Raw genomic sequence first — 21,330 nt, forward strand, 5'->3', positions numbered from 1 at the left:
CGGAGTGGATAACGCTACGTGCACGGAACCGTGGCGGACTTGTTACCGCTTATCTCAGGTGGGTGCATGTACTGGACACACTTGGTAACGGATGATCGAGGCATGCGGACTAGGGGGCGTGGGCGCCGACTGCGGATTCTGGGCGCGGTCGCACTCTGTGCTGCGCTGCTCCTGGCGGTCGGTCTCGTATCAGGGGTCTTCGCCAAGCCGAAGGACGACGCCCCGACCGTGCTCGCGAGCTACATGGACGCCCTCAACGACGGTGACATCGACGAGGCCGCCGAACTGACGTCCTATCCGAACGCCGCCAGGGACGCGATGGCGCAGGCGTTCGACGCGTTGTCGCCGGAGTCGGTGGAGTTCGAGGTCAACCAGATCATCAACCTCGACGTGGATTCCGGAATGTTCAACGGCGTCGCCACCTGGAATCTCGGCCCGGACAGGTCCTGGACCTACAACGTGGACGGCTGGGTCCGCCACCTCTCCGTCGGGTGGCGAGTGTCGTGGAACCCCGGCACCTTCATGCCGGGAATCGGCAACGGGCGGACCGTCCGGCTGGACCGGACCGACGCCGCCCCGCCCACGGTGTTCGACATCGCGGGCAAGCCCATGATGACCGAGCAGACCATCAACGCGGTTCGTCTCGACCCCACCCTGACCAGGGATCCGATCGCCAGCTCGATCGCGCTCGCGAAGGCGATCGAGCCGGTCGCGCCGCTGATCACGGCGGAGGAACTGCAGCAGGAACTCGCGGCGTCGAACGGTGAGCGCATCACGGCCGTCAACCTGCGCGACGGCGACTACGCCGTCCTCGAGGACGACCTGCGCGCGGTTCCCGGTGTCGTGGTCGAGAGCAACCCGCGCCTGATCACCATAGACCGCCGGGTGTACGGACCCGTCGTCGACGCGATGCGCAGCGTGTGGCAGGCCAATCGCGACGAGACGCAGGGCTGGGCGATCAACTCGGTCGACCCGAACGGACAGGTCACCCGGCTCACCGGCCACCAGGGACCGCCCGGACCCGACATCCGGTCCACGATCGAACCACGCATGCAGATGGCCGCCGCCGACGCTGCGGTCAGCGTCGGAACCCCCTCCGCGATCGTCGTGATGCAGCCGTCGACGGGCGCGATTCTCGCCGCCGCGCAGAACAATCAGGCCAGCGAGGTCGGGCCGATCGCCTTCACCGGCACCTATCCGGCGGGATCGACCCTCGACCTGGTGCGGACCGCCGCGCAGGCGCAGGGCGTCGACGTCGAGCAGGCCGCGAAGCAGCTCGGGATCGGCCTGCAGTACAAGATTCCCAACCTCGAACAGGAGACGGTGTCCTTCGCAGGCGACGGCCCCAACCTGATGCGGGGAACCACCGACCGTGACGACGACGCCGAGGTCAGCCCGTTCGGAATGGCACTGGTCGCGGCGTCCATCGCGCGCGGCGCCCCGACGGTCCCGATCATCGCCGCCGGACAGCCCGCGACCACCGACGAGGAACTGGTGCAGTTGCCCGCAGTGGTCACCGACCAGTTGCGGGGGATCATGCGCGCGACCGTCCACGGCGGTCCGGCCTCATTGCTCGCGGGCTGGGGTGACCTGATCGGCGCGACCGGTAACCACGGCGACGACCAGTGGTTCTACGGCTCGAAGGGCGACCTCGCGTTCGCCGTCTACGTCGAGGACGCCGACGGCAGTGACCTCGCGGTCAAGGTGACGGACCGGCTGTTCAAGGCACTGGCCAAGCCGTCGGAGTGACCGGTCGGGCGACGGGTCACTCCTTGGGGTCGCTCGCGTTCCCGTCCGGCGTCTCCCCGGACTTGCGGTGATTCTGCCGGTCGACCTGCCACAGGAACTCGGGGTCGTCGTCGGGACCGACCACTCCTCGAGCGGGGGTCCGTGTGTCGGGCCCGAATCCCTTCCACAGCAGCACGGCAAGCGTCACCAGTCCGATGAGCGCCAACAGGTAGATCACGACGCACCTCCTTCATCCCAGGCTAGTCGCACGGACAGGCCCGTCACAGGGCGAAGGGCACCTTCGGCCGGACGGACCGGTCGAAGGTGCCCTTCACCATGGAATTGTCAGACGGAGACGATAACCGACGAGCCGTGGCCGAACAGTCCCTGGTTGGCGGTGATGCCGACGCGGGCGCCGTCGACCTGACGGCCCTCGGCCTGCCCACGCAGCTGCCAGGTCAGCTCGCAGACCTGTGCGAGCGCCTGGGCCGGGACGGCCTCACCGAAGCACGCCAGACCACCGGACGGATTGACCGGGATCCGGCCACCGATCGTGGTGTCGCCAGCACGGAGCAGATGCTCGGCCTCGCCGCGCTTGCACAGGGCGAGATCCTCGATCCAGTCCAGCTCGACCGAGGTGGCCAGGTCGTAGACCTCGGCGACGTCGACGTCCTCCGGCGAGATGCCGGCCTCCTCGTAGGCCGCGTGACCGATGGACTCCTTGAACGTCAGCTCCGGAGCCGCCACCGCGGACGCCGAGTCGGTGGAGAAGTTCGGCATGTCCATGATGGTCTGCGGGAACGTGGGGGTGACGGTGGAGATCGCACTGATCCGAACCGGATCCACGATGCCCATCTTGCGGGCGTACTCCATCGACGTGACGAGCACGGCCGCACCACCGTCGGACGTGGCGCAGATGTCGAGCAGGTGGAGAGGGTTGGAGACCACGGGGGAGGCCAGCACGTTCTCGACCGTGACCTCCTTGCGGTAGCGCGCGTTCGGGTTGCTCAGGCCGTGCCTGGCGTTCTTGACCTTCACGTTGGCGAAGTCCTCGGAGGTGGCGCCGTAGAGGTCCATGCGCCGACGTGCGTTGAGGGCGAAGTAGGCCGGGTTGGTCATGCCCATCAGGCGGAAGCGCAGCCAGTCCGGATCATCCCAGCGCTCGCCTGCGACGGGCGCCAGGAAGCCCTTCGGGGTGGTGTCCGCGCCGACGACGAGGGCGACCTCGCTCAGACCGGCCAGGATGCGGGCGCGGGCGGTGTCCAGTGCCTGGGCGCCGGTGGCGCACGCCGCGTACGACGTGGCGACGCGGGCGCCGTTCCAGCCGAGCGCCTGGGCGAACGTCGCGCCTGCGACGTATCCGCCGTAGCCGTTGCGGACGGTCTCGCCGCCGACGATGTAGTCGACGTCCTGCCACGGCACGTTGGCGTCGGCCAGTGCGGCACGCGCGGCGGCGACGCCGTACTTGACGAACGAGTGGCCCCACTTGCCCCACGGGTGCATGCCGACACCGAGGATCGCGACGTCCTTGCTCATGCCTGCTGCTCCTCGTTCTCGGTGGTGCCGCCGGTGACGGGCTTCCAGGCCCACATCGTCCGGTCGCCGGTCTCGTCGGTGTAGATGGTCTCCACGACCAACTCCACCTGGTTGCCCACCGTCAGGTCGTCCACGCCGAAGCCGTTTGCGGCCTGGCCGAGAATCACGATGCCCTCGGGCAGTTCGACCGCGACGAGTGCGAACGGCACGTACGGGTCGCTGATCGGGATGTACGGGGCCGGCGGCTGGTACTGGGCGTCCGTGTACGACCAGACGGTGCCGATGCGGGAGAGTTCGGTGTCCGCGAACTCCTCGCCGGAGCATGCGGGGTTCTTGCAGAAGGTCAGCTCGCGCGGGAACGAGATGGTTCCGCACGAGGTGCACTTGCTGCCGATCAGGGCCGGCTCGGGGCCGGTGGTGAACCAGCCCTCGACGGCGGGGGTCGCGTCGCTCATCAACGTCCTCATCTGCTGGGGCAACCCGCTCGGATCACGACACGAACGGGTAGAACGTGTTGCAGTATTACACGAAATCGGTCCGCAGCGAGGGAGAGTTCCCGGCCAGCGAGAGGCGAGTTTCGGGTATAGGTTGAGCGGCATGGTCGCCGCCGGCTCGCGGGACGCCACCTCGATCGAGGTCGGCGACCGGTCGGTGCGCATATCCCACCCCGACCGCGTCTACTTCCCGGAGAGCGGGACGACCAAGCTCGACCTCGTCCGGTACTACCTCGCCGTCGGCGACGGTATCGTCCGCGCGCTCCGGGAACGGCCGTGCATGCTGCACCGGTTCCCCGACGGACTGGACGGCGGCAAGGTGCACCAGAAGAGGGTGCCGCGAGGGGCGCCGGACTGGCTGCACACTGTCCGTGTCCACTTCCCGCGCTACAACCGCGACGCCGACGAACTGTGCGTCAGCGAACTCGCGGACGTCATCTGGGCGGTGCAGATGTCGACCGTCGAGTTCCATCCGTGGAACAGCAGGCGCGCGGACGTCGAGAAGCCCGACGAGTGGCGCATCGACCTCGACCCCATGCCCGACTGCACGTGGGAACGGGTGCTGCGGGTCGCGGGTGTGGTGAGGGAGGTGCTGGGTGAACTCGGCGCCGTCGGCTGGCCGAAGACGTCGGGCGGCCGCGGACTGCACGTCTACGTGCGAATCGCGCCGGACCACGGGTTCGCCGACGTTCGGCGTGCGGCACTGGCCTTCGCGCGGGAAGTCGAGCGCCGCGCACCCGGCGACGCCACCACGACCTGGTGGCGCAAGGACCGGGATCCGGCGGCGCTGTTCGTGGACTACAACCAGAACGCCCGGGACCACACGATGGCTGCGGCCTATTCGGTGCGGGGCGTCCCGGACGGGCGGGTGTCCGCGCCCCTGCGCTGGGACGAGGTGAACGACGCCGTCCCGGCGGACTTCACGTTCGCGACGATGCCCGACCGGTTCGCGCGGCTAGGTGACCTGCATGCAGGCATCGACGATGCGGTGTACGACATCGCGACCCTGCTCGAGTGGGCGGACCGGGACGAGCGGGACGGCGCCGAGACGCCACCGGAGCCCGACTAGGACCCTCGTCTGCGCCTAGTGGACGACGGTGGCCTCGGTGGTGAGCGACTGCAGCAGTGCCATGACCTCGGACTCGCGGAAGCGGCGATGGCCGCCGGGCGTGCGGAGGGAGCCGAGTCGTCCGGCGTGCGCCCAGCGTGTGACCGTCTTGGGGTCGACGTGGAACAGGGCGGCCACCTGACCAGGGGTCAGCAGTGATTCCTGGGTGGCGTGGAACGCGGGAACGCTCATCGAAACCCTCCGTGAGTAGCAGGTCGGACGACAGTGCTGCACATGGTGGCACTCGGACCCCCGGGTACTCGAACTGTCTAAGTTCGGTAAAGGGGAGGTAATTCGCAAATCGGTCAAGTCCGGCAGTCTGCGGTGCCTGCGTCGAGGTCGGTAACCTGGGAGGGTGATTGACAACCCCACCCCTTCCAGTCCCAAGAACAAACTCGCACGCAACCTCGCGCTCTACACCCTCGCCCGGCTCGCCCTGGTCGTCGTCATCGCCGCGATCATCCTCGGCGTCAGCAGTCTCGTGGGTGCCCCGATCCCGCTCCTCGTGGCGGCGATCTTCGCGGTCATCATCGCGATGCCGCTGTCGCTGGTGCTGTTCAAGAAGCTGCGCACACAGGTGAACGAGCAGATCTCCGCAGTCGACGCCCAGCGCCGACAGGACCGCGACGAACTCCGCTCGAAGCTGCGCGGCGACCGGTGACCCCGTCCGTCGTCGATCGCAGCGGGCCGCGTGACTGGGTGGACACCGCGGTCCGGCTGATCGACGCGGACACCCAGCGCAGTGCCGATACCCACCTGCTGCGGTACCCGCTGCCACCCGAGTGGAACGTCGCGCTCTATCTCAAGGACGAGTCGACGCACGTTACCGGCAGCCTCAAGCACCGGCTCGCGCGGTCGCTGTTCCTGTACTCGATCTGCAATGGCTGGATCACCGAGAACACCACGGTGATCGAGGCGTCGTCGGGATCGACCGCCGTCAGCGAGGCGTACTTCGCGAAACTGCTCGGCCTCGACTTCGTCGCGGTGGTGCCCCGCAAGACCAGTCCCGCGAAGATCGCGCTCATCGAAGCGCAGGGCGGACGCTGTCATCTCGTCGACCGGCCGTCCGAGATCTACAGCGAGGCGCAACGGCTCGCCGACGAGGTCGGCGGGCACTACATGGACCAGTTCACACACGCAGAACGCGCGACGGACTGGCGCGGCAACAACAACATCGCGGAGAGCATCTTCCATCAGATGCGACTCGAGCAGCACCCCGTACCCGACTGGGTCGTCGTTGGTGCGGGCACCGGCGGAACGAGTGCCACCATCGGCCGCTACATCCGATACCGGCGCCATGCCACCCGACTCCTCGTCGTCGACCCCGAGAACTCGGCGTTCATCGGTGGCTACGAGACCGGCTCGAGCGACTACGAGACCGGGATGCCGTCCCGGATCGAGGGCATCGGCCGACCTCGCGTCGAGCCGTCGTTCGTCGGCCAGGTCGTCGATCGCATGACCACCGTCCCGGATGCCGCGTCCATCGCCGCCGCCCGCCACGCGAGCACCGTGATCGGGCGTCGCGTCGGCGGCTCCACCGGCACCAACCTGTGGGGTGCGTTCGCACTGCTCGCCGACATGATCGCGAGCGGGCGCAGCGGTTGCGTTGTGACGCTGATCTGCGACGGCGGCGAACGCTACGCCGACACCTACTTCGACGACGACTGGGTGCGGGACCAGGGGTTCGACCTCACCGGCCCGACCGACGTCCTGAACACCTTCGCCGCGACGGGTCGCTGGACCGCCGGCTGACCGGATCCGTCACGGCAAGGTGCTGCAGCACCCGGTACGGCGCTGCAGCACCCGGGTCACGGTGTGACGACAGCGTGCTCGTCGGTGTCGGCGAACTGGGTGCGGTAGAGCTCCCCGTACCGGCCGCCCGTGGCGAGGAGTTCGGTGTGCGTGCCCCGTTCGACGACGCGACCGCCCTCGACGACCAGGATCTGGTCGGCGGCGCGAATGGTCGACAGGCGGTGCGCGATCACCACCGACGTCCGGCCCGCGAGCGCCTCACCGAGGGCCTCCTGCACCGCCGCCTCCGACGTCGAATCCAGGTGGGCGGTGGCCTCGTCCAGGATCACCACCCGGGGGTGTGCGAGCAGCAACCGGGCGATGGTCAGCCGCTGACGTTCCCCGCCGGACAGGCGGTACCCGCGCTCACCGACCACGGTGTCCAGGCCGTCGGGCAGTGACCGGATCAGCTCGTCGAGCCGCGCCCGGCCGAGCACCTCCCACAGTTCCGCTTCTGTCGCCGACGGCCCCGCCAGCAGCAGGTTCGCCCGGATCGACTCGTGGAACAGGTGGCCGTCCTGGGTGACCATCCCGACAGCCGCCCGGATCGAATCCGCGGACAGGTCACGAACGTCGACGCCGCCGAATCGGACCGCTCCGCTGTCGGTGTCGTAGAGCCGCGGCAGCAGCTGCGCGATCGTCGACTTGCCTGCACCGGACGACCCGACCAGTGCGATCATCTGGCCCGGTTCGGCGCGGAACGAGACGTCGTGCAGCACCTCGACGCCGCCGCGGTTGTCGAGGGTCGCGACCTCTTCGAGTGACGCCAGCGACACCTGGCTCGCAGCCGGATACGCGAATCGCACGTGGTCGAACTCGACGGACAGCGGTCCGTCCGGCAGCGGCGCCGGATCGGTGGGTTCGACGATCAGAGGGCGCAGGTCGAGGACCTCGAAGACCCGCTCGAAGCTGACCAGCGCGCTCATCACCTCGACGCGGGCCGACGCGAGTGCGGTCAGCGGCGCGTACAGGCGCGTCAGCAGCAGCGCCAGTGCCACCACGGACCCCGGCTCGAGCCTGCCGTTGAGCGCGTACCAGCCGCCGAGGCCGTACACCAGCGCCAACGCCAGCGCGGACACCAGCGTCAGCGAGGTGACGAACGCGGACTGTGTCATCGCGGTGCGGACACCGATGTCGCGGACGCGGTGCGCGCGGACCTCGAACTCCGCGGACTCCTCGCGCGGCCGGCCGAACAGCTTGACCAGGGTGGCGCCGGGCGCGGAGAATCGTTCGGTCATCTGCGTGCTCATCGTCGCGTTGTGATTGGCCGCCTCCCGCTGCAGGACGGCCATCCTCGCGCCGATCCGGCGGGCAGGCAGGACGAACACCGGCAGCAACAGCAGCGACAGGACCGTGATCTGCCACGAGATCCCGAGCATCACGATCAGCGTCAACACCAACGTCACGAGATTCGCGACGACCCCGGACAGGGTGTCGCTGAAGGCGCGCTGCGCACCGATGACGTCGTTGTTGAGCCTGCTGACGAGGGCACCTGTGCGGGTGCGGGTGAAGAACGCGATCGGCATCTTCTGCACATGGTCGAAGACCGTCGTGCGCAGGTCGAGGATCAGGCCCTCACCGATGTTCGACGACAGGTACCGGTTGTACAGGCCGAGCGCTGCTTCCACGATGGCGATCACGGCGATCGCCACCGCCAGCCACACGACCACCGACGCGTCGGTACCGGAAACGATCGCGTCGACCACCCGTCCCGCCAGCACCGGAGTCGCGACCGCCAGCGCCGCACTGGCGACGCTGACGACCAGGAACAGTGCGATCGCCCGCCGGTGCGGCCTCGCGAACGTCAGGATGCGCCGCACCGTCGCCATCGAGAACGGCCTGCGGTCGTTCTGGGCGTTCATCATGCGGTACATGGAATTCCAGGCGACCGATTCCATACTCATGGTCGCGCCCCGCTCGTGCTCATGACCGACTCCGCTCGTCGCCTACGTGTACTTCCGTGTGCAACGTACGGACTGCGTCCGACAATCCCGAAACGGAGCGACGAACCGTCCCGAAGCTCAGGGGCAGCGGGCGGGCGCGTCCTCGGCGAAGGGCTCGTCGTCGGGGAGGACGTACGTGACGAGCATGACGAGGGGGGGTGTGCCCAGGTTGAGCCCGACGTGGTCGCCGCCGGGCTCCTCCGTGACCCACGACCCGGCGGGGGAGTCGACCCGCGAGCAGTCGGCGAGTACCCGGGAGAGCGTTCCCGAGACGACGAGACCCTGCACGTGTCCGTTGTGGTGATGCCAGCCGGTGCTCCCGCCCGGCGCGATCTCGATGCGCCGCAGTGTGCCCTCGACCTCGTCCGGGACCGGGGGATGGCCCGCCGGTGGCGGCGGGATCAGCGAGGGTGCGAGTTCGAGTTCGGCGAGGGTCTCCGCGGTGACGCCCTGCGGCGGTGTCGCGGCTGCGGGTGCGGTGAAACCGATCGCCGCGGCGAGGGCGAGGGCGCCTGCTGTGGTGAGACCAGGGGTCGAGGTGCGCATGGCCGTGTCCGTTCGTCGGTTCGGCGGTGTCGTGTCAGTTCCCTCGGGGCGCGCTCGCGGTGGGGCGGCGCCTCGGAACGCTGTTCTCCGCACCCATCGTCCCGCACCCGGTCCCGGGTCGAGGGGGAATCGCGGTGTGGGTCCCCATCTGGAACAGGTTCTCGCTATGGTCTGAGCCCATGCGCATTCGTCGTTCCTTCGCCATGGCCGCTCTCGCGGTGACCGCCGCTGCCGCGGCTTTCGTCCTCACTGCGGGACCCGCCTCGGCCACCCCGGCCGTGTCGGCCGACCCGACGCGCGTCGACTCGGAACTGGAGGCGATCGCCCGTTCCTACATCGATGCACTGGTCACGCACGACGCGTCTGCGGTGCCCTTCGCGCCGGACGCGACCCGTGTCGAGGCCGGTCTCAAGACCGGGTTCAACGGTCCGCAGCTGCGCTGGGACCTCGACCACGGCCCGCAGTACCGCGTCATCCAGGGCATTCGGGAGCTCGAACTGTCGGAGGAGAACGGCGTGGTGTCCGCGCGTTTCCTCCTCGACGCCGGTTTCGCGGGCGCGAAGCTGATGACCGTCGAGATCGCGGAGACGTTCGAGATCACGGACGGATCGATCCGGACGATCGTCGCGCACATCACCCCGAAGTTCGGCGCCTGACGCCTTCCCGCCCGACGCCTGCGGCGCCGCACACCGACTCCGGTGGCGGCGCCGCTCGCGTCGTCAGCCCTTGCTGATCACCTGGGATGCGAGTGCCGTGCCCGCGGCGACGACTCCCACGGACGGCCACGCACCGATCTTCTTCGCCAGCGGATGCGAGCCCCCGAACGCGCCGACGTAGGTGCCGACGAGCGCCGCTGTGCGGGCGGGCCCCGACGTCCGAGCCCAGTTCGTCGCGCAGACCGCGCCGACCGCGGCGAGGACCGCTCCTCCGAGGGGACGGTTACCGGTCTGTCGTGCGACGGCGTATCCGCCGACGATTCCGGCTGCGGCGAGGGCGGATACGGCGGTCTTGGGCAGTGCCATTTCTGATTCTCCTGCTCGGTTCGGTTGACTCGCTCCACGGTAGCGCGTCAACTTTTGTTGACAGGCCGGGGTCGTCAACCTAGATTGACATGTATGACCGAGGCAACGAATCTCGCGGCAGCCGCGGGCAGTCCCGATCCCCAGGTCGGCCTGCGTGCAGTGCTCGCCCTCCGCCGCTTGCTGGAACGACTCGAGGCGCTGCAGGTGCAGAGCGCCCGTGATCAGGGCTGGTCCTGGCAGGCGATCGCCGACGCGCTCGAGGTCAGCAGGCAGGCCGTACATCAGAAGCACAATCGACGAGGACGGAAGTGACAATGTTCGAACGTTTCAGTGCGCAGGCTCGCTCTGCGGTCGTTGCGGCTCAGATCGAGGCGAGGGAACTGTCCGCGTCGCGGATCGGTACCGAGCATCTGCTGCTCGGAGTCGTTGTCGTGGAATCGGAGTCGCCGCTCGGTGAGGTCTTCGCCGGGGTCGGACTGACGCCGGACCAGGTGCGCGCCGATCTCGCCCGCGGCACCGCGGAACGACCACTGGGTGAGGCCGATGCCGACGCGCTACGGACCATCGGCATCGACCTCGACGCCGTCCGCGACAGCCTGGAGGCGAGCTTCGGGGCAGACGCGCTCGCCGCCGACGCGGAGTCACACGATCGGACGGGGTGGTTCGCACGCCGGGCCGGGCACGTCCCCTTCACCCCGCAGGCGAAGAAAGTGCTCGAACTCGCATTGCGGGAAGCGTTGGCCCGCAAGGACTCCACGATCGGCGCCGAACACGTGGTGCTCGGACTGCTGCGCGGCGCCGATCCCGCGGCCCTCGCCGTGATCACCCCCCACGTCGGCGCCGACGAGTTGCGGCGTCAGGTCGTCGCAGTCCTGGACCGCGCGGCCTGACGGTCGAGGGCACGTCGCATCGCGATCCGGGGCCAGGCGTCGAGACCGTGCGCGGCCTCGCGGGCCCGGACCGCCCGCAGTTGCGGCCCGACCTCGGCGTCGGGGATCGGCTCGAATCCCAACCGACGGTAGTAGGGGCCGTTCCACGGGACGTCCGCGAACGTCGTCAGGGTCAGCCACCGCAGTCCACTGCCGACGCCCCACCGTCCGACCTCGTCGATCAGTTCGGAACCGAGCCGACGACCGGCCCAGCGCGGATCCACCGACACCTGCTCGACGTGCGCGCACCCGTCGACCACGTCGGCGATCACGTAACCGACCGTGGTGTCGCCGATCTCGTCGTCGGACGCGGCGGCCACCCAGAGTCGGCCGTCGCGCAGAACGGCCTCCAGTTCTGCGACCGTGGGTGGGGCGTCGTCGGCGACCGCGGCCATGCCGATCGCCCGGAAGGGTTCGCCTGCGGCAACCTCGATTGCAGGAAGAAGGTCGAGGTCGGCGGCGGTCGCGGCACGAATCATGGCTCCTGTTCTATCCCGTGTGCCAGCATGGGCGCATGAGCTTTCTGTTGCGTCTGGTGATCAACGCGATCGCGATCTGGCTGGCCTCGGAGTGGGTCACCGGTATCGACATCGCGACGAAGGACAACGTCAACCCCGTTGTCGTCATCCTCTTCATCGCGCTGGTGTTCACCGTCGTGAACGCTTTCGTCAAGCCGATCGTTCAGCTGCTGTCCCTGCCGCTGCTGATCCTCACTCTCGGGCTGTTCACCCTGGTGATCAACGCGCTGATGCTGCTGCTCACGGCCTGGATCACCGAGTCGACCGGACTCGGCATCTCGGTCGACGGCTTCTGGACCGCGGTCTGGGGTGCTCTCATCATCTCCCTGGTCAACATCGTGCTCACGGCGGTGTTCCCGAGCGCGAAACGCTGACCCGGCGGCCCGCCGCACGGTGTGACCGCAACGGTGCGTCACAGCGTGCCGATAGTCCAGACACACGAGAAAGCGCGTGAGCGGGACCGTTCACGTCGGCGGCGGGAGACCTGACATGGGGCGTGCAGGAGTGACGACGTGGCTGGTGGCCGCGGTGGTGGCCGGCATCGGGCTTGCCGGGGCGGCCCCCGCCACGGCCCAGAGCAGCAGTGCGGGGATCTCCGACCTGCGCATCGGCGTCGGGTACGGATGCCGCACGTCGGGGACCGGTCCTGCAGACTGGCGCACCACCGCCCACGTCTTCACCACCGTCACGAACACCGGTTCGGCACCGGTCCGTGATGTCGTCGCGCGCGTGCAGGTCCTCGCGGGATTCGCGACCGCGAACCGGGTCGCGGCGCTCGCACCGGGTGAGTCGGTCACCTTCGACAACGACACCCTCGCGAATGCGTTGATCCTCACCCCGGTTGGTGCCCTCGTGTCCGCGTCCGGGCTCGACGCCAATCCACTCGACAACGCGTACGTGGGCCTCGCGCCGTTCGTGTGCTCGGCCCTCTGACCGCGGCTCAGCCGATCCCGAGCGCGAGGCCGGTGGCGGCGCCCCACACCAGCATCGTGGCGCCGGTGCCGGCGAGCGCGGGGATGAGCGCCATGCCCTGTGCGCCGGAGCGGATCGGCGAGTTGGCCTTGACGGCGAGAGGCACCGCCAGCAACCCGAGCAGCGCCCACGGCGTGCGCACCACGAGTACGAGTGTCGCGACGAACGGCACGGTCATCAGGGCGAGGTGCAGGACGCGGGTGCGGGCATCGCCGAGCAGTACGGCGAGGGTCCGCTTACCCGATTCGGTGTCGGTGGGGATGTCGCGCAGGTTGTTCGCGACCAGGACCGCCGACGACATCGACCCGACCGCGATCGCGGCGACCAGTCCGACCCAGTCGACGCGTTCGGCCTGCACGTACTGGGTGCCGAGGACGGCGACGAGACCGAAGAACACGAAGACCGCGATCTCGCCGAAGCCGCTGTAGCCGTAGGGGTTCGTGCCTCCGGTGTAGTACCAGGCGCCGACGATGCAGACGGCGCCGACCACGATCAGCCACCACGCCGACGTCAGCGCCAACGCGACGCCGGCGACGGCGGCGATCCCGAAGCACGTGAAGGCGGCGCGTTTGACGGCGGACGGTGAGGCGAGCTTGGCGCCCACGAGCCGGACGGGGCCGACGCGCTCGTCGTCGGTTCCGCGGATGCCGTCGGAGTAGTCGTTGGCGTAGTTCACCCCGACGATCAACGCCATCGACACCACCATCGCCAGCAGCGCCTTCCACCACACCGCGCCGTCCAGCGCCGCGGCGGCGCCGGTGCCTGCGAGGACGGGGGCGATCGCGTTCGGGAGGGTGCGCGGGCGGGCGCCTTCGATCCACTCGGAAACTGAAGCCATACCCCGATCCTTCCCCACCGGCTTCGCCACAGGGCCGGGGACCCGCGTGGGTGGCTAGCATTGGCGGCGGTGCACCCCGATACGAACGACCTCGCCGTGGCTGCGTCCACCTGTGTCGAGGTGGCACTGCTGGGCGTGGTGTCGACGCGCCGCGGCGGCGAACTGGTTCCGGTCGCGGGGCCGAGGGCCCGTAGCCTGCTCGTCGCGCTCGCCCGCACCCCGGGCCGGGTGCGCAGCGCGGCTTCGCTGATCGAGGACGTCTGGGGCGAAGCCCCGCCGCGGTCACCGGCGAATGCGCTGCACACCCAGATCTCCCGCCTGCGTGCGGCGCTGCCCGACGGGGCGCTCGAGAGTGGGCCCGCCGGCTATCGACTCGACCTGTCTAGGACCCAGGTCGACCTGACGTTGGCTCGGGTACTCGAGCAGCAGGCGCAGCAGCGGAATGCGGACGGCGACCACGGCGGTGCCGTCGACGCCGTGCGACAGGCGAAGGCGCTGTGGCGGGGGGAGCCGGGTGCGGACCTGCCGTCCGGGGAGCTGGCGCGCGAACTCGCCGACGACGCCGCCACGCGGGCGAGCGCCCTCGACCTCGTCGAGCTGACCGCGTTGGTGTCGGCGGGTGCGCTGCGGGAGGCGTTGCCGTTGGCACGTTCCGCGACGGATCGGGCCCCGTTGGACGAGCAGGCGCACGGGCAGTTGATGCTGGTGCTTCACGGACTCGGGCTCGGCAACGAGGCGCTGGAAGTGTTCGCGGGGCTGCGTGCACGGCTGGCGGATCGGCTCGGGACCGACCCGTCGCCGCGGCTGGTCGAGTTGAACGCGGCGGTGCTCACCGGGACGGCTCCCGCCGCCGCCCGTCCGGCCTTCGATGAGCGGAAACCCGTTGTGACGAGGCAGGATTCCTCGTCGATCGGCTTGCGCGCGGCGCCCAACGCGCTGCTGGGGCGTGACGACGCCATCGTCGAGATCGAGGATCTTCTCGCGGCTGCCCGTGTCGTGACGATTCTCGGGCCGGGCGGAACCGGGAAGACGCGGATCGCACACGAACTGGGATTGCGCGCCGCGCACCACGCTCCCGTCGCACTCGTGGAGTTGGCGTCGCTGCGCAGCGGTGCCGACATCATCGCGGCCATCAGCGCCACGCTCGGCGTGGGCGAGGTGGAGCTCGCGCCCGGAACCGCCCTGACCCGGGCTCGGATCCACGACGCCCGCGACCGGCTACGGGAGGCGCTGTCGGGGCGGCCTTCGCTGCTGATCCTCGACAACTGCGAGCACCTGATCGACGACGTCGCGGAGGTCGTCGCCGATCTGGTTGCGGCGAGTGACGGGCTGACGGTGCTCGCCACCAGTCGGGCGCCGATGGCGATCACCGCCGAGGCGGTGTACCCGCTGCCGCCGTTGCGGATCGACGAAAGTGGTTCGCCGGCAACGGAGTTGTTCCGGATCCGCGCGCAGGCCGTGCGTCCGTCGGTGCGGTTGGACCCGGCCGTGGTGGCGCGGCTGTGTCGCACCCTCGACGGGCTGCCACTGGCGATCGAACTGGCAGCCGCCCGGGTGCGGACGATGACGGTCGAGGACATCAACGAACGGCTCACCGACCGGTTCGCGTTGCTGCGCTCGGGGGATCGGACCTCGCCGCAGCGGCACCGGACCCTGCATGCCGTGATCGACTGGAGCTGGGACCTTCTCGAGGACGACCAGCGGGCGGCGCTGCGTCGGCTGTGCAGGTTCCCTGCCGGGTTCACCCTGGGCGCTACGGTGGCGGTCGCGCAGTGGGGCGATGTCGACGACGCCGCCGCCGCGATCGAGGGGCTGATCGGTCAGTCGATGCTCACCGTCGTCGAGGACCATACGGGCCTGCGGTACCTGATGCTCGAAACCGTCCGCGAATACGGCGAGGAGCAGCTGGCACTGGCCGGCGTCGACGAGGCTGCGGAAGTCGACCGACGAACCTTCGAGTGGGCAGAGGGATTCTGTCGCACCGCGTCCCGCAGGTTTCTCGACGGCGACCAGGCCGCCGTCTCCCACGATGTCGATGCGGAACACGACAATCTGCTCGCGGTGCTGCGGCAGGCGCTGGCGCTCGGCCGCGACCGGACGGCGATGACGGTGTTTCCGGTCCTCGGGGCGCTGTGGGTACTGCGCGGTACGCATTCCGAGGTGCTCGCGTGGGCGCCGCGGATCCTCGACGTCGATCCGGCCGGGGACGAGTGGCGTGAGGTTCCCGGCAACCTTCTCGCTCTGAGTCACCTACTGATCGCAGGCATCCTGGCATTCACCGGTGTCAGCCGGCCATTGGCGCGGGCTCGGGTCAGGCTGCGTGCGATTGCATGTGACAGAGCTGACCTCGATCCGGCGGTCGCGACCAGCGCTGCGCTGCTGGTGTCCTCGGCGGCGGGGCGCCGCGGCGCTCGCGTGCTGGTGGCCGCGGTACGGCACCCCGACCGCGCCGCGCGCGAAGTCGCACTGATGGTGCGCGCGAACCTGCGGGAGAACGGCGGCGACCTGCGCGGCTCCGCCGCCGACGGGGAGGAGGTCCTCGCACTGGCCCGCGCCGCGGGGGAAGCGTGGACGGTGGCGATGGCGTCCCAGCATCTCGGCAGCCTCGCAGCTCAGTCCGCGCGATACGAGGACGCGGTCCGCTACTACCGGGAGAGCGCCGAGCTGACGCGGGATCTGCACGCGTACGACGAGTCCGCTGCCCTGCACGGCTACATCGCGTCAGCCCTGCTGGGGCTCGGTCGGGTCGAGGAGGCCGGTCGCGAACTGGAGCTCGCCGGACCGCTCGCCGCCGCCTCGGACGGTTCGGCCCTGGGCGACCGCTCCCAGGGAGCAGCGGCGATCGCGGTGAGCCGCGCCGAGATGGAGTTGGCGTCCGGCGATGTCGAGGCCGGGCTCCGTGGCTACCGGACGGCGCTCGAGCTGGTCGGCAGCGACAATCCCGACCCGTTCGGGCTGATGCTGGTCGCCGCGGCCGTCGACGCGCACGCCCTCGCGGGCCGTGCAGCGGACCTGGCCGACGTCGTGGACGGGTTCACCGCTCGAATGGTCGATCAGCTCGGTCCGGGCGGGCACGGGGACCTGCCCCAGACGGGTGCGGTCGCCTGCGCGATGGGAAGTTTCCGCATTGCGACAGGCGACCCCGTGAGCGGCCTGCGACTGCTCGCGCTGTCGACGAGATCGGCTGCCAGGCAGGATTTCCCGTCGATGCAGCTGGCTCGGCACCTGGATCTGGCGCGGTCCGTGCTTGGTGCCGCGCCTGTCGACGAGGCGCTGGCGGACGTGGTAGGTCTGTCGCGTAGCCGTGCCCGGCACCTCATCCTGGATGCGCTTCGCGCCCACGCGTGAGTGTGGTGGCTCGATCCACCACACTCACGCACGGGGACTAGGCCTTTCGCATGTAGGCGCGGACCGCGATCGGAGCGAAGACGGTCATCACCACCGCGGCGCCGACCAGCGACCAGACCACCGGCATGCCCACGTGGCCGTCGTTGACGAGTTCGCGGACGGCGGTCACCAAATGCGAGACGGGGTTGACGTTCACGAAGGCCTGCATCCAGCCCGGCATGGTGTCGGCGGGCACGAATGCGTTCGACATGAACGTCAGAGGGAAGAGCACCAGCATCGACACGCCCTGCACGGTCGACGCCTTGCGCATCACCACACCCATCAGGGCGAAGATCCAGCTGATCGCGAACGCGCACACCATCACCAGCACGCCGGCACCGAGGACGCCGAGGATGCCGCCGCCGGGGCGGAAGCCCATCGCGAATCCGGTGACGAAGGTGATCGTAGTGGCGATCGCATATCGTGCCATGTCCGCGAGCAGCGCCCCCGCGAGTGGTGAGATACGGGCGATGGGAAGGGATTTGAATCTGTCGAACACACCCTTGTCCATGTCCTCGCGCAGCTGGGTGCCGGTCACGATGGACGCCGTGATCACCGTCTGCACGAGGATGCCGGGGATGATGATCGGCAGGTACGAGGCCACGTCACCGGAGATCGCGCCACCGAAGATGTAGGTGAACATGATGGTGAAGATCACCGGCTGGATCACGACATCGAACAACTGCTCGGGATTGTGTTTGACCTTCACCAAGCCGCGATAGGCCATCGTGAGGGACTGCCGGACGGTGTCGGCGAAGCCGACGGTGCGGGAGGCGGGTGCGGCGGTGTGAGTGGGTGTGCGGGGCGGAGTGGCGACTGCGGTGGTCATGCCGCGCTCCCTTCTACGTCGGTGGTGTCGTCGGCGCCGTGGCCGGTGATGGTGAGGAAGACCTCGTCGAGGCTGGGTTTGCTGACCGTGATCTCGTCGACGGTGATGCCGTTGTCGCGCAACCGGATCAGCAGTTCGGGCGTGATGGAGGTGTCGGTGAGCGGCGCGGTGAGCCGCGCGGCCTCCGGGCTGACGACCACCTCGACGTGGAGCGCCTCGGACAGCAGCACGCGGGTGGCGTCCACGTCGGCTCGGTCCGCCAGCGTCAGTTGCAGCGACGACGTCCCCACGGATGCCTTCAGTTCGTCTGCGGTGCCGTCGGCGATGACGCGTCCGCGGTCGATCACCGCGATCCGGTCGGCGAGCTGGTCGGCTTCGTCGAGGTACTGCGTGGTCAGGAGCACGGTCGACCCCTCGGAAACGAGCCGGCGGATGGTGTCCCACATCTGCGAGCGGGTGCGGGGATCGAGGCCGGTGGTCGGTTCGTCGAGGAACAGCAGCGGCGGATGGGAGATGAGGCTGGCCGCGAGGTCGAGGCGCCGTCGCATACCGCCGGAGAAGTTCTTCAGTGGCCGGTTTGCCGCTTCGGTCAGCGCGAACTCCTCGAGCAGGTCGGTGGTCTTGCGCTTGGCATCCGTCCGGCTCAGCCCCAGCAGGCGCGAGAAGATCATCAGGTTCTCGGTGGCCGTGAGGTCCTCGTCGACGGACGCGTACTGACCGGTGACCCCGACGAGCGAGCGCACGGCAGTCGGCTCCGCCACGACGTCGTGCCCGAAGATGCGGGCGTGGCCGGCGTCGGGCCGGAGCAACGTTGCGAGCACGCGAATCGTGGTGGTCTTGCCCGCGCCGTTGGGCCCGAGCACGCCGTAGACGGAGCCGGTGGGGACGGTGAGGCTGACGCCGTCCACCGCGGTGAACTCACCGAAACGCTTGACGAGCCCCTCCGCCTCGATCGCGGGCGAAGTCGAGAAGTACATGCGGTGTCCTTTCGATCTGTGTGGACACCACCGTCACCCCGTCCGCTTGCAGCGACCTTGCACGCGCCTTGCGTCAGGTCTCCGACGAGAACAGCGCGGTGAGCGCGCGGCGGTCGACCTTCCCCGGACCGCGCACGGGCAGTGCATCGAGCAGGTGCAGTTCGCGGGGTGCCGCGGTCGGATCGAGGGTCCGCGCCACGTGTTCGCGCAGCGCGTCCAGTGTGGGCGCCTGACCTGCAACCGGGATGATCGCGGCCACCACCCGCTGCCCCAACCGGGTGTCGGGAACCGCGAACACCGCAACTTCCGCGACGTCGGGATGCGTCACGAGCGCAGCTTCGACGACCTGCGGGACGACGGTGAGTCCGCCGGTGGAGATGGCCTCGTCGAGTCGACCGAGGATGCGCAGCACCCCGTCCTCGACGACGCCGGCGTCGTCGGTGCGGAACCAGCCGGGCTCGGCGAATGCCGGATGCTCCGGCAGGCCGCGGTACCCCGACGCGAGCGTCGGACCGCCGAGCAGAACCCTCGAGTCGTCGTCGATCCGCAGTCGTACCCCGTCCAACGGAGTCCCGTCGTACACGCAGCCGCCACACGTCTCGCTCATCCCGTACGTCCGGACGACGGTGATCCCGGCGGCGCCGGCCCGGGCGAGAAGGGGTGCGGGAGTGGCGGCGCCGCCGAGGAGGACGGCGTCCAGTTCGGCGAGTGCGGCCGCGGCCCTCGGATCGTGCAGGACCTTCACGAGCTGCGTCGGGACCAGCGAGGTGTACCGGCGCGGACCGGACATCCGCGCGATCGCGTCGGGCAGTACCGTCGGGTCGAATCCGGCCGAGACGTCCACGACCACCGGGTCGGTGCCTGCGAGGACGGCCCGGAGCAGGACCTGCATGCCCGCGATGTGGTGCGCGGGGAGGGTCAGCAGCCACGATCCCGGACCGCCGAGCCGGGCGTGGGTGGCGGTGCCGCTGGCGCGCAGCCCGGCCGCCGACAACTGTGCGCCCTTCGGAACGCCGGTCGTACCGGACGTCGCGACCACCAGCGCCACGCCGTCGGCGATCGGTTCGCCGGGGCGCAGGGCGTCGGCGAGGCGGGCGGTCTCCCGGGCGTCACCTGCCGGGACGGGCAGCAGTGCCGGACCGGTTCCCGCGAGCATTCGCTCGAGGGACGGGAGGATCGCCGCGGCGGCCTCACCGGTCGGGACGGGCAGGGCCTGCAGGACGGAACTCACCCACCCATGCTGCCAGAGGTCGCGGACGGCCGAATATGTACGACCCGGGACTCGCCACCGGACCGCGTGGTCGTGAACCACTTGGAGTCGGGAGGTGCTGTGCGACGGAGGTTTCCGCGGATCACCCGGCACACCGTCGAGGGTCGCAGCAGGGCGGTCGGGGGGTCGACGAGGTTGGAGACCCGCAGGAACCGCGTCGCCACCACCGGATCGGCGCTCGCGGCGCGGTGCACCCGGGCCGTGTGCGCGTTGACCAGCCGGGTGCGAGGACTGCGAGTGCCCTCGACGCACGACATCTGGAGGTCGGAGTCCGCGGCTGCGTTCCAGGCGTTGGCGACGGTGGATCGGATGTCGTGCAGGAAGCGAGGTGCGAGGTCGGCGGTCCCGGCGCCCAGGCAGCCGAGCAGCGCGAGTGCTTCGGTACCGGCAACCGACATGCCCTGCCCATAGATGGGGTTGAAGCAGCAGATGGCGTCGCCGAACGGCAGGTATCCCGCCGGTAGCGCGACCCGATGATAGTGCCGCCGGACGGTTGTGGGGATGCGGTAGCGCGTCGGTTCGTCCAGCGGTTCCGTGTCGGCGACGAACCGCCCGAACTCCGGGTCGGGCAACGTCGCCGCGAAGGCCGCGAACCCGTCCGGCTCGATGGGAGGCTCGTCCCGGCCGTAGCCGGCCAGCGTGACGACCCACGCGTCGCCCTCCTGAGCGAGGACGAGACCGCCGCGGGGCAGCTCCTGCGTCGCGCCGACGGCAAGCGCAATTCGTCCGTCGTCGGCCGGTTCCCGGCGGAAGTGCCGGGTCGCATAGGCGAGCCGGATGGTCATGCGCTCCTCCTGCGGCCGCGCGCCGCCGAACTCCTCGAGCCACGGTTGCGTCTGCGAACTGCGCCCGGACGCGTCGACGACCAGGTCGGCGTCGACCATCTCGCCCAGGTCGCTGCCCGCGTAGCGAGTGATGACGCCGGCGACGCGACCTCGGTCTCCGGTGAATCCGATGGCGGTGCGGTGTTCGGCGATCACCACGTTCGGCAGTGACCGCACCCGCTCACGCAACTGCCACTCGATCAGTGGCCTGCTCGCGCCGATGGCCCGGATCCCGGTGGCAGAGGGCGCGAATCGGTGACCGCCGAGCATCCATCGGGCGCCGGTGCCCACGTCACCGGTCGGTGCGCCCTGCTCGATCAGCTGTGCCGTGAATCCGGGGAAGAGGCGGTCGAACGCCGCAGCGCCGCGCGCGAGCAGCGCGTGAGCGTGCCTGCCCTGCGGAACACATTTGCGTGCAACGGGATCGGCGGGAAGGGTGTCGCGCTCGAGAACCGTCACCCCGGTGAAATGCTCGCCGAGCACTCGCGCCGCCAGCAACCCTCCGATGCCTGCCCCGATCACGACGGCATGCTCTCCAACGATGGCCATCACGGACTCCTCACACTTGCGGATACCCGCCAGTGTTCGTCTCCGCTGCGCGCCCGGCACGAGTAGGCG

23 protein-coding genes are annotated in these 21,330 nt (G+C 69.6%); 10 read left to right on the top strand and 13 right to left on the bottom strand.

Annotated elements, in window-relative coordinates; translation table 11 throughout:
- Window positions 1-102 precede the first annotated feature (102 nt).
- Window positions 103-1,749: an NTF2-like N-terminal transpeptidase domain-containing protein gene (locus RHCRD62_RS15720; RefSeq protein ID WP_050065631.1), complete on the top strand. Its 1,647-nt coding sequence runs from the start codon at window positions 103-105 to the stop codon at window positions 1,747-1,749.
- 16 nt (window positions 1,750-1,765) lie between these two features.
- Here RHCRD62_RS15720 and RHCRD62_RS15725 read toward each other — a convergent pair whose 3' ends face one another.
- The 3 genes from RHCRD62_RS15725 to RHCRD62_RS15735 form a co-directional block, all read right to left on the bottom strand.
- Window positions 1,766-1,966: a hypothetical protein gene (locus RHCRD62_RS15725; protein WP_050065632.1), complete on the bottom strand. Its 201-nt coding sequence runs from the start codon at window positions 1,964-1,966 to the stop codon at window positions 1,766-1,768.
- 107 nt (window positions 1,967-2,073) lie between these two features.
- A complete protein-coding gene (locus RHCRD62_RS15730; protein WP_050065633.1) occupies window positions 2,074-3,264 on the bottom strand; it encodes a lipid-transfer protein in 1,191 nt (396 codons plus the stop codon).
- Window positions 3,261-3,722 (bottom strand): Zn-ribbon domain-containing OB-fold protein, encoded by a 462-nt coding sequence (locus RHCRD62_RS15735; protein WP_253277353.1) that lies wholly within the window; start codon window positions 3,720-3,722, stop codon window positions 3,261-3,263. Before RHCRD62_RS15735 ends, RHCRD62_RS15730 begins: the two co-directional genes overlap by 4 nt.
- A gap of 139 nt (window positions 3,723-3,861) precedes the next feature.
- On the opposite strand from RHCRD62_RS15735, the gene ligD reads away from it, so the two are divergent.
- Window positions 3,862-4,827 carry a non-homologous end-joining DNA ligase gene (ligD, locus tag RHCRD62_RS15740; RefSeq protein WP_050065635.1) on the top strand — a complete coding sequence of 322 codons (966 nt, stop codon included), beginning with the start codon at window positions 3,862-3,864 and terminating at the stop codon, window positions 4,825-4,827.
- A 15-nt stretch (window positions 4,828-4,842) separates the two neighbouring features.
- Here ligD and RHCRD62_RS15745 read toward each other — a convergent pair whose 3' ends face one another.
- Entirely contained in the window at window positions 4,843-5,058 is a 216-nt protein-coding gene (locus tag RHCRD62_RS15745) for a BldC family transcriptional regulator (protein WP_050065636.1), read from the bottom strand.
- 163 nt (window positions 5,059-5,221) lie between these two features.
- Here RHCRD62_RS15745 and RHCRD62_RS15750 point away from each other — a divergent pair, with 163 nt between their 5' ends.
- Window positions 5,222-5,527, top strand: a complete 306-nt coding sequence (locus RHCRD62_RS15750; protein ID WP_050065637.1) for a DUF4229 domain-containing protein — start codon at window positions 5,222-5,224, stop codon at window positions 5,525-5,527.
- Window positions 5,524-6,618, top strand: coding sequence for an L-cysteine desulfhydrase Cds1 (locus RHCRD62_RS15755; RefSeq protein WP_050065638.1), 1,095 nt, complete (start codon window positions 5,524-5,526; stop codon window positions 6,616-6,618). The genes RHCRD62_RS15750 and RHCRD62_RS15755 overlap by 4 nt, the downstream gene beginning before the upstream one ends.
- Window positions 6,619-6,674: 56 nt before the next feature.
- Here RHCRD62_RS15755 and RHCRD62_RS15760 read toward each other — a convergent pair whose 3' ends face one another.
- Both RHCRD62_RS15760 and RHCRD62_RS15765 read right to left on the bottom strand, forming a co-directional pair.
- Window positions 6,675-8,561, bottom strand: a complete 1,887-nt coding sequence (locus tag RHCRD62_RS15760) for an ABC transporter ATP-binding protein (protein WP_050065639.1) — start codon at window positions 8,559-8,561, stop codon at window positions 6,675-6,677.
- Window positions 8,562-8,678: 117 nt separating this feature from the next.
- The gene (locus RHCRD62_RS15765) at window positions 8,679-9,146 is read right to left on the bottom strand and encodes a cupin domain-containing protein (RefSeq protein ID WP_050065640.1); all 468 of its coding nucleotides are present in this window, start codon (window positions 9,144-9,146) and stop codon (window positions 8,679-8,681) included.
- 179 nt (window positions 9,147-9,325) lie between these two features.
- Here RHCRD62_RS15765 and RHCRD62_RS15770 point away from each other — a divergent pair, with 179 nt between their 5' ends.
- The gene (locus RHCRD62_RS15770) at window positions 9,326-9,802 is read left to right on the top strand and encodes a DUF8021 domain-containing protein (protein WP_050065641.1); all 477 of its coding nucleotides are present in this window, start codon (window positions 9,326-9,328) and stop codon (window positions 9,800-9,802) included.
- Between the two features lie 63 nt (window positions 9,803-9,865).
- Here the strand turns inward: RHCRD62_RS15770 and RHCRD62_RS15775 are convergent, their stop codons facing one another.
- Window positions 9,866-10,168 (bottom strand): hypothetical protein, encoded by a 303-nt coding sequence (locus tag RHCRD62_RS15775; RefSeq protein WP_050065642.1) that lies wholly within the window; start codon window positions 10,166-10,168, stop codon window positions 9,866-9,868.
- A gap of 93 nt (window positions 10,169-10,261) precedes the next feature.
- On the opposite strand from RHCRD62_RS15775, the gene RHCRD62_RS15780 reads away from it, so the two are divergent.
- Window positions 10,262-10,480, top strand: coding sequence for a hypothetical protein (locus RHCRD62_RS15780; RefSeq protein ID WP_050065643.1), 219 nt, complete (start codon window positions 10,262-10,264; stop codon window positions 10,478-10,480).
- Window positions 10,481-10,482: 2 nt separating this feature from the next.
- On the top strand, window positions 10,483-11,058 hold the full coding sequence (locus tag RHCRD62_RS15785; protein WP_050065644.1) for a Clp protease N-terminal domain-containing protein: 576 nt from the start codon (window positions 10,483-10,485) through the stop codon (window positions 11,056-11,058).
- Here the strand turns inward: RHCRD62_RS15785 and RHCRD62_RS15790 are convergent.
- Window positions 11,025-11,576 (bottom strand): GNAT family N-acetyltransferase, encoded by a 552-nt coding sequence (locus RHCRD62_RS15790; RefSeq protein WP_050065645.1) that lies wholly within the window; start codon window positions 11,574-11,576, stop codon window positions 11,025-11,027. The genes RHCRD62_RS15785 and RHCRD62_RS15790 overlap by 34 nt on opposite strands.
- A gap of 35 nt (window positions 11,577-11,611) precedes the next feature.
- Here RHCRD62_RS15790 and RHCRD62_RS15795 point away from each other — a divergent pair, with 35 nt between their 5' ends.
- Both RHCRD62_RS15795 and RHCRD62_RS15800 read left to right on the top strand, forming a co-directional pair.
- Complete coding sequence (locus RHCRD62_RS15795) at window positions 11,612-11,989, top strand: phage holin family protein (protein ID WP_050065646.1); 378 nt, start codon at window positions 11,612-11,614, stop codon at window positions 11,987-11,989.
- 115 nt (window positions 11,990-12,104) lie between these two features.
- A complete protein-coding gene (locus tag RHCRD62_RS15800) occupies window positions 12,105-12,548 on the top strand; it encodes a hypothetical protein (protein ID WP_157050948.1) in 444 nt (147 codons plus the stop codon).
- Between the two features lie 7 nt (window positions 12,549-12,555).
- Here RHCRD62_RS15800 and RHCRD62_RS15805 read toward each other — a convergent pair whose 3' ends face one another.
- Window positions 12,556-13,425, bottom strand: coding sequence for a 1,4-dihydroxy-2-naphthoate polyprenyltransferase (locus RHCRD62_RS15805; protein WP_050065648.1), 870 nt, complete (start codon window positions 13,423-13,425; stop codon window positions 12,556-12,558).
- A 69-nt stretch (window positions 13,426-13,494) separates the two neighbouring features.
- Between RHCRD62_RS15805 and RHCRD62_RS15810 the strand changes: the two genes are divergently transcribed.
- Window positions 13,495-16,773 (top strand): ATP-binding protein, encoded by a 3,279-nt coding sequence (locus tag RHCRD62_RS15810; RefSeq protein WP_050065649.1) that lies wholly within the window; start codon window positions 13,495-13,497, stop codon window positions 16,771-16,773.
- A 37-nt stretch (window positions 16,774-16,810) separates the two neighbouring features.
- On the opposite strand, the gene RHCRD62_RS15815 is transcribed toward RHCRD62_RS15810, so the two are convergent.
- From RHCRD62_RS15815 to RHCRD62_RS15830, 4 genes are all read right to left on the bottom strand, one after another.
- The gene (locus tag RHCRD62_RS15815; protein ID WP_050065650.1) at window positions 16,811-17,641 is read right to left on the bottom strand and encodes an ABC transporter permease; all 831 of its coding nucleotides are present in this window, start codon (window positions 17,639-17,641) and stop codon (window positions 16,811-16,813) included.
- Window positions 17,638-18,618 (bottom strand): ATP-binding cassette domain-containing protein, encoded by a 981-nt coding sequence (locus RHCRD62_RS15820; protein WP_050065651.1) that lies wholly within the window; start codon window positions 18,616-18,618, stop codon window positions 17,638-17,640. Before RHCRD62_RS15820 ends, RHCRD62_RS15815 begins: the two co-directional genes overlap by 4 nt.
- A 73-nt stretch (window positions 18,619-18,691) precedes the next feature.
- Window positions 18,692-19,849, bottom strand: a complete 1,158-nt coding sequence (gene menE, locus RHCRD62_RS15825) for an o-succinylbenzoate--CoA ligase (RefSeq protein ID WP_050065652.1) — start codon at window positions 19,847-19,849, stop codon at window positions 18,692-18,694.
- Window positions 19,846-21,261 (bottom strand): FAD-dependent monooxygenase family protein, encoded by a 1,416-nt coding sequence (locus RHCRD62_RS15830; RefSeq protein WP_253277335.1) that lies wholly within the window; start codon window positions 21,259-21,261, stop codon window positions 19,846-19,848. Before RHCRD62_RS15830 ends, menE begins: the two co-directional genes overlap by 4 nt.
- Window positions 21,262-21,330 lie beyond the last annotated feature (69 nt).

This window comes from Rhodococcus sp. RD6.2, from assembly GCF_001040705.1.
In the GTDB taxonomy this organism is placed as follows: Bacteria; Actinomycetota; Actinomycetes; order Mycobacteriales; family Mycobacteriaceae; genus Rhodococcus_G.